This is a genomic window from Cryobacterium zhongshanensis, from assembly GCF_022760445.1.
GTDB lineage: Bacteria > Actinomycetota > Actinomycetes > Actinomycetales > Microbacteriaceae > Cryobacterium > Cryobacterium algoricola.
Genome location: NZ_JALGAR010000001.1, coordinates 85,120 through 92,487, shown reverse-complemented (window position 1 = coordinate 92,487; position 7,368 = coordinate 85,120). Strand labels below are relative to the sequence as shown.

The 7,368-nt window shown below is 67.2% G+C and carries 6 protein-coding genes; all 6 read right to left on the bottom strand.

Annotated elements, in window-relative coordinates:
- Positions 1 to 105: 105 nt before the first annotated feature.
- The 6 genes from MQH31_RS00455 to MQH31_RS00435 all read right to left on the bottom strand — a co-directional run bounded on the left by MQH31_RS00455 (position 106) and on the right by MQH31_RS00435 (position 7,356).
- A complete protein-coding gene (locus MQH31_RS00455) occupies positions 106 to 1,239 on the bottom strand; it encodes a metalloregulator ArsR/SmtB family transcription factor (RefSeq protein ID WP_243010531.1) in 1,134 nt (377 codons plus the stop codon).
- Between the two features lie 246 nt (positions 1,240 to 1,485).
- Positions 1,486 to 2,196 (bottom strand): GntR family transcriptional regulator, encoded by a 711-nt coding sequence (locus MQH31_RS00450; protein ID WP_243010530.1) that lies wholly within the window; start codon positions 2,194 to 2,196, stop codon positions 1,486 to 1,488.
- Positions 2,197 to 2,281: 85 nt separating this feature from the next.
- The gene (gene uxuA / locus MQH31_RS00445) at positions 2,282 to 3,352 is read right to left on the bottom strand and encodes a mannonate dehydratase (protein ID WP_243010529.1); all 1,071 of its coding nucleotides are present in this window, start codon (positions 3,350 to 3,352) and stop codon (positions 2,282 to 2,284) included.
- A complete protein-coding gene (locus tag MQH31_RS00440; RefSeq protein WP_243010528.1) occupies positions 3,349 to 5,031 on the bottom strand; it encodes a mannitol dehydrogenase family protein in 1,683 nt (560 codons plus the stop codon). Before MQH31_RS00440 ends, uxuA begins: the two co-directional genes overlap by 4 nt.
- The gene (locus tag MQH31_RS20495) at positions 5,031 to 5,159 is read right to left on the bottom strand and encodes a hypothetical protein (RefSeq protein ID WP_255454357.1); all 129 of its coding nucleotides are present in this window, start codon (positions 5,157 to 5,159) and stop codon (positions 5,031 to 5,033) included. Before MQH31_RS20495 ends, MQH31_RS00440 begins: the two co-directional genes overlap by 1 nt.
- Before the next feature lie 217 nt (positions 5,160 to 5,376).
- On the bottom strand, positions 5,377 to 7,356 hold the full coding sequence (locus tag MQH31_RS00435) for an oxidoreductase (protein ID WP_279238367.1): 1,980 nt from the start codon (positions 7,354 to 7,356) through the stop codon (positions 5,377 to 5,379).
- Positions 7,357 to 7,368: the final 12 nt, after the last annotated feature.

Genomic DNA, 7,368 nt, shown 5'->3' with positions numbered 1-7,368 from the left:
CGCGGCATCCGCCGCCCCGGATCACGGCGTGTCGCGAAAAACTCCGACATTGCGACGATCGACCCAGCGCGCGGACGCCCGAGCGCCCAGGAGGGCGCCTCACCCTCAGGTCGTGGGTCGCCGCATCCGGTCGAGGTCGGCGAGGAGAGCGCGGACCCGCGCCTCGATCTCGTCGCGAATCGCCCGGACGCCCTCCACCGGGAGCCCGACCGGGTCGGCGAGGTCCCAGTCGAGGTACGTGCGGCCGGGATACACCGGGCACGCGTCGCCGCAGCCCATCGTGATCACGTAGTCCGCCGCCCGGACGACCTCGTCCGTCAACGGCTTCGGGTACTCGCCGGCGAGAGGAACGCCGATCTCGTCGAGCGCGGCGACGACCATCGGATTGACCCGGCCGGCCGGGGCTGACCCTGCCGTCAGGACCCGTACGCGGTCCCCGGCGAGCGACCGCAGAATCGCCGAGGCCATCTGGGATCGCCCCGCGTTCTGAACACAGACGAACAGCACCTCCGGAACGTCCGGTGCGTTCGGAACCTTCGCAGCGTCCGGTTCGTCCGGAACGTTCGCTGCGTCCGGGGCGTTCGGAACGTTCGGAACGTTCGCAGCGTCCGGTTCGTCCGGAACGTTCAGAGCGGCGGGGACACCCGGACTGCGCGACGCGCCAGTCCCGAACCGGCCGGCCGTCGGGCTCCGGTCGTTTGCCGCGGCGAGCGACCGTAGCCTGTCGCCGGCGAAGCGCGCCGTGAACGACGGGAGGTAACGGGTGATCTTCGCCTGCCGGGCGAGGAGTTCGTAGCTCTCCTGCACGTACCGTGCGACGGTTTCGTGCGAAAACGTGCCGCGGAACCGGGTCGCGAGGTCGTCGGTGATGCGTGCGAGCACGGGCGCAGCCACGACGGCCGCGATCGGGTCGCTGCCGTTCCCGGTCGTCTCGAGTACATCCCCGACTCGCTCGGGCACGACCGAGTACCAGACCTGGCGCCCGATCTGGTTCCTCGCGAGCAGGCCTTCCTCGGTCATGATGCGCATGTGGTGGCTGACGGTCGGCTGGCTCAGCCCGAGCGCCGTGGCGAGCTCGCCGACGAGTGCGCGGCCGTCCGGCCTGCCGACGATCATCCCGAGCAGCTGCACCCGGGTCGGGTCGGCCATCGCGCGCAGGCTCCGGGCGATCTCCTCGGCTGCCGCGCGGTCGAGCGGCCGCAGCTCAACCTCAGGTGTGTCGGCACGGTTGGTTCGCATAGACGCGAGTCTATGCGACCGGGCAGGGGATGCCCCAGGCAGGCCGGGTGCGCCACCTGCCCGCTGTCGAGCACGCCAGTTCCGCCGCTTCGCGCCCGCTGCGCCACCGCCTCACCAGCCCACGCGCCATGTCCGCCGCTTCGCGCCAGGCATGCCTGGCGCGAAGCGGCGCAAGGGGCGCGCGACCCGGGAGGCGCGCGACCCGGGGGGCGCGCGGCCGGGTGGATTCCCCGGGCAGGCCGAGCCCTACTGGGACGGGTCGAGGGTGAACAGCTCCGGGTTGGTCTGCCGCACCGCGGCGATGTCGTTGAAGACGCGACGCAGGTGTTCCCGCATGGCGCTCGCGGCAGCATCCCCGTTGCCCGCGGCGAGCGAGTCGGTGATGACCTGATGCTGGTCGATCAGCACGCTCATTCCGGTGAAGGAGAGCGACAGGTGCCGCGCCCGGTCGAGGTGGGCCTTGGCCTGGGCGACGGTGCGCCAGGCGGAGCCGTGGCCACTGATGCCCATCAGGGTCGCGTGGAACTCCTCGTCGAGGGTGAAGAACCCGGCCTGGGTCTTGCGGCTGTCCGCGATCCGCTGCGCGTCGATGATCGCGTTCAGCTCGGCGATGTCGTCCGGCGTCGCCCGGGCCACGGACTCGCTCAGGGCCGCGAGCTCGAGGGATTCCCGAACGAACTGGGCCGTCTCGATCTCCGAGAGCAGGATCGGCGCGACGAGAGTTCCGACCTGGGGAACTACGAAGACGAGCTGCTCCTCGGCGAGGAGGATGAGGCTCTCGCGGATCGGAGTGCGGGATAGCCCGAGCTGGCCGGCGAGCTCGTTCTCGGACAGCCGGGTACCAGGCGCCAGCTCGAGGGTGATGATCTTCTGGCGAATGATCTCGAGTGCGTGCGTGCGGGCGTTGCGCCGTGTGGCCGCGGGCCTGGCCCGCAACGCTCCCGAATCCATCGTCATCTTTCTAGTATGGGGCGCTGGTGTTGTTGCATGGTACAGCGCAGTGGGGCGGGCCCGGAGGTGCGGGCCCGCCCCATCAGGCGATTCAGGCCTTGGAGCCCTTGTCGATGGCTTCCCACAGCCCGTTCAGGTACGCGATTCCGAGCGCACGGTCGTACAGGCCGTAGCCCGGGCGGCCAGTCTCGCCCCAGATCATCCGGCCGTGGTCGGGACGGATGTACCCGTCGAAGCCGACGTCGTGGAAGGCCTTCATGATCTCGTAGATGTCGAGCGAGCCCATCTCGGAGAGGTGCGCGGCCTCCTCGAAGTTGTCGTTTCCGAGGTGCTTGATGTTGCGCACGTGGGCGAACGGCACCCGGTCGCGTCCGGCGAAGTAGCGGATGAGCGCGGGAACGTCGTTCTCCGGATTCTCACCGAGGCTGCCGGTGCAGAGGGTCAGCGCGTTGTGCGGGCTGTCCACCATCTCGACGATGGCCTTGAGGTCGTCGAAATTCTTCACGATCCGGGGCAGGCCGAAGATCGGGCGGGGCGGGTCGTCCGGGTGGATCGCCATCTTCACGTCGTACTGCTCGCACGTCGGGATGATCGCCTCGAGGAAGTAGCGCAGGTTGTCGGAGAGCTTCTTCTCGTCGACGTCCGCGTACTGGGCGAAGAGTGCCTTGAGGCCCTTCATGCGCTCGGGCTCCCAGCCCGGCATGACGTAGCCGTTCGAGTCGCCCTCGACCGACGCGGCCATGCCCTCGGGGTCCATGGTGTCCACGATCGACTGGTCGTAGGCCATCGTCGTCGAACCGTCGGGAAGCTCCCTGGCCAGCTCGGTGCGCACCCAGTCGAAGACCGGCATGAAGTTGTAGCAGATGACCTTGATCCCGAACTCGGAGAGGTTCCTGATGGTCTCCTTGTAGTTCTCGATGTACTGGTCGCGGCTCGGGAGCCCGATCTTGATGTCGTCGTGGATGTTGACGCTCTCGATCACCTCGAGGCTCATCCCGGCGTCTTCGATCTGGGCTTTCAGTCCAGCGATCTTGGCCTTCGGCCAGACCTCGCCGACCGGGACGTCGTAGAGGGCGCCGACGACACCCTGGACGCCCGGAATCTGCCGGACCTGCCCGAGCGTGATCTTGTCGTCATCGGGTCCGAACCACCGGAATGTCATTTGCATGATGCTGTCTCCTCTGTCTTGCTTGTGGTGCCGTTGCTTGTGGTGCTCGTGTTCGTGCTCGTGGTGCTCGCGTACTTGTGCAGCGTGTTGCGAACTGCCCCGGGGCCCGCGACGAGTTCTTCGACGTACCCCTCGATCCGCGCGCCGAGTGCGGTGTCGTACAGGTTCAGCCCGAAGATGTCCCGGTTGGAGAGGATCGGGTGCAGACGCCTGCCGACGCTCGCCGGGTCGCCGAGACGGATATCGCTCACGTACCGGCGCAGGTGCTCGTTCATCGGGTCGGGGCTCAGTTCGAACGGCTCTCCGTTGTCGTCGAGCCCGAGCAGGTAGCGGCACCAGCCGGCGATCGCGAGCGGGATGAACGTCAGCTCGTCGACGGTGTCGCTGTTGCGGTAGAGCTTGATCGTCTCGCCGAAGCGGATGCCGACCTTCTGCGAGGTGTCGGAGGCGATCCTCTGCGGGGTGTCCGGGATGCGCTTGTTCGGCAGCCGTTCCCCGACGACCTGGTCGAGGAAGCTCTTCGGATCGATGATGCCGGGGTTCGTCACGACGGGAAGTCCCTCGGCATAGCCGATCCCGTTGATCAGGGCCGAAATGTCGGCATCTGCGGTTTCGTCGGCGATCGAGGTGAAGCCCAGCAGGCATCCGTAGATCGCCATGGCCGTGTGCAGCGGGTTGAGGCACGTGCACACCTTCATGCGTTCCACCTTGTTGACGGTGTCCCGGTCGGTGAAGTACACGCCGGCCTTCTCGAGCGGCGGCCGGCCGTTCGGGAAGGTGTCTTCGATGACGAGGTAGTTGACCTCCTCGGTGTTCACGAAGGGCGCCGTCGTGGTGTGCTTCTGCGTGACCAGGATCTCGGTGTCGCCGAATCCCGCTGCCCGCAGCTCGCCGGCGACGGAGGCAGACGGGCTCGGTGTGATCCGGTCGATCATGCTCCAGGGGAAGGCGACCTTGGCCGGGTCGGTGAGGTAGCCGAGGAACCCGTCGTCGACGAAGCCGCGGCCTTTCCAGGCGCGGGCGACCACGACGATCGCGTCGCGGAGCTTCTCGCCGTTGTGGGAGAAGTTGTCGGTGCTGACCATCGCGATCGGGGCCGCGCCGGCCCGATAGCGCTCGAGGAGGAGCGAGGCGAGGTGCGCCATGGTGTGCCGCGCGTGGTCCGGGCCTGCCTCGATGTCTCCCAGCACCAGCCCGGAGAGTTCACCGTCCGGGCCCTTGAGGTTGTAGCCCTTCTCGGTGATCGTGACAGTGGCGAGCTGCAGGCTCGGGTTCGCGAAGATCGCCCTGACCCGTGCGGTGCCTGCCGGGTTCGATTCCGCGAGGTACTGGCTCTCGGTGATGCTCGCGATCAGTTCCTTTTCGATGGCACCGTTCGCCTTCATCACGACGGTCAGCGAGAGGTTGTCGCGACCCTGGTAGATCGTCTCGATCAATTCATCGTCGTAGGTGTCGACGACGACGATTCCGGTGTCGCTCTCACCCTCGTTGAGCAGTCGCTGCTGCAGCGAGGCGTGCAGGCAGCGGAACAGGTTCCCGCCGCCGAAGTGGATCCAGGCCGGGTTCGCCGTGGTGGCTCGCGTGACCGCGGCGCGGTCGAAACGCGGCACGTCGATGCCGGCCGCTTCGAACGCCGCGAGGTTCTGCATGGTTTCAGTCGTGAGCGTCAGCATCAGTTCTTGGCTCCCGCCGTTGTCAGTTCGACCTGGATCTGCTCGAGCGTCTTGCCCTTATTCTCCGGGACGAGCTTGTACGTGCCGGCGTGTGCTTGGGGTTGTGCTGGTGCGTGTGCGACGGTCATTGTCGCCACCTTCCTGGGGATGGAGCTCGTCCGGGGACGGATGGCCCTTGGTTACGTTGACTACTACCATACTAGTGTTCTCACGCAGCTGCACTCCATTTCTGGACAACGCGCGGCGGCCACAACGACGGCGAGCGCGGGTGGTGCGCCGCAGCGCGGGTGGCGGACCACCAGCGGAACGGCGCAATACCCGCGCTCGGTGCGCGACGGTCGCCGACTACAGGCCGGACGCCACCTCGAAGGCGTCCCAGATCCCGTACATGATGTTCGACACCTTCCGCGCATCTCCGAGCAAGTGGAGTTCCTTGCCCGAATCACGGACGGCCTCATAGAGCGTCCTGTTCGAGGTGTAGCCGACCGAGAGGATCACCGATTCGCTCGCGATCTCCCGCTCGCTGCCGCCGACGGCCACGACGACACCGCGCGGTGTCGCGCGCAGCACCGTGGCGGAGGTCACCGTCGCGATTCCTTTGAACGGCATCAGCTCGTGCAACATCATGTGGTTCGCCTCACACAGTGGACCGGACACCTCGAGGATGTCCTCGGCCTGCTCGACGATCGTGACGTTCACCCCGTGGTCGGCGAGGTGCAGGGCGAGCTCGCACCCGACGAGACCGCCGCCGACGATCACCGTCCTCGCGCCCGGGTCCGAGACCCCCTCGAGCACATCGGCGGCAGAGAACACCGGGACACCGCCCGGAAGCGCGAAGAGACGTGGTACCGAACCGGTTGCGACGATGATCTCGTCCGCAGCGGATGCCGCGATCACCTTCTCGTCGACCGGTGAATTCAGGTGCACCTCGACTCCAAGGTCGGCCAGCGTCGCCTCGTACCAGCGGATCAGCGCGAGGTCGTCCTCCTTGAAATCAGGGACACCGCCGGGGATCAGGTTTCCGCCGAGCGCCGCCGAGGCCTCATAGATGACGGGAACGTGCCCGCGGAGCGCGAGCACCCTGGCCGCCTCGCAACCGGCGACTCCGCCGCCGACGATCATCACGGTCTTCGATCGCAGGGCCGGGTGCAGGCGCCACTCGGCCTCGCGTCCGCACTGCGGGTTGACCGCGCAGTTGATGGCAGCGAACGCTTCGATCCGGCCCATGCAGCCCTCCTGGCAGGAGAGGCATGGGCGAATCAGGTTCTGGTGCCCGCTGTGCAGCTTGTTGACGTAGTCGGCGTCGGCGAGCAGCGGGCGGCCGAGCGAGACAATGTCCGTCGCACCGTCCTCGACCGCGGCGAGCGCGATGTCCGGGTCGTCCATCCGACCGGCGCAGATGACCTTGATGCCGACCGCGTCGCTGACCGCCTTGGCGAAGGGCACGTAGAGACCCTTCTTCTGGTACATCGGCGGGTGGTTCCAGAACCAGGAGTCGTACGTGCCCACATCGATGTCGAGGGCGTCGTAGCCGTACTCCTCGAAGAGGCGCGCGGCATCCAGGCCCTCCGGGAGATCGCGGCCCTTCTCGACGAAGTCCTCTCCGGGAAGGCCGCCCTCTCGCCAGTCCTTCACGAACGACTTGGGGCTGAATCGCAGCGTCACCGGGTAGTCGGAGCCGCAGCGTTCCTTGATCTCGTCGACGATCTCGCGGGCGAAGCGCAGCCGGTTGTCGAGGCTTCCGCCGTACTCGTCGGTGCGCTGGTTATAGAACGACGTTGCGAACTGGTCGAGCAGGTAGCCCTCGTGCACGGCGTGGATCTGTATGCCGTCGAATCCGGCGCGCTGGGCGAGAACCGCGGAATCTCCCATGCTGCGTACCGTCGCATGGATCTCCTCGACCGTCATCTCCCGGCAGATGGCTTCCGACCAGCGATGCTTGATCGGCGACGGCGCGACGGGCTGCGCGCCGCCCTGCAGGAAGGAGGTCATGATGACCCGCCCGAAGCCGGCGCCGAGCTGGAGCATGATCTTCGCGTCGTAGGCGTGAACCCGTTCGACGAGTTCGCGGCTCGTACGCAGGAACGCACCGGGGTTCCGCATCGGCATCGGCACGCTGCCGTTCGGAAACTTCTCCGCCGGGTTGGTGACGGGCGTAATCCCCGTGATGATGAGACCCACGCCCCCGCGGGCTCGCGCGACGTAGTACTCGATGCCGCGCGAATTCCAGCCGCCCTCCGCATCGGAGAAACCGAGGGGCCCCATCGGCGCCATCGCGAAGCGGTTCTTGAGCTCCATCGACCCGATGTTCGTCGGCTCGAACAGCCGGCGATACCG

Bases quoted from the DNA above. Each gene is read 5' to 3' on its own strand.
- MQH31_RS00455 (WP_243010531.1), bottom strand. From the start codon at position 1,239: ATGCGAACCAACCGTGCCGACACACCTGAGGTTGAGCTGCGGCCGCTC.
- MQH31_RS00450 (WP_243010530.1), bottom strand. From the start codon at position 2,196: ATGACGATGGATTCGGGAGCGTTGCGGGCCAGGCCCGCGGCCACACGG.
- uxuA (WP_243010529.1), bottom strand. From the start codon at position 3,352: ATGACATTCCGGTGGTTCGGACCCGATGACGACAAGATCACGCTCGGG.
- MQH31_RS00440 (WP_243010528.1), bottom strand. From the start codon at position 5,031: ATGCTGACGCTCACGACTGAAACCATGCAGAACCTCGCGGCGTTCGAA.
- MQH31_RS20495 (WP_255454357.1), bottom strand. From the start codon at position 5,159: ATGACCGTCGCACACGCACCAGCACAACCCCAAGCACACGCCGGCACG.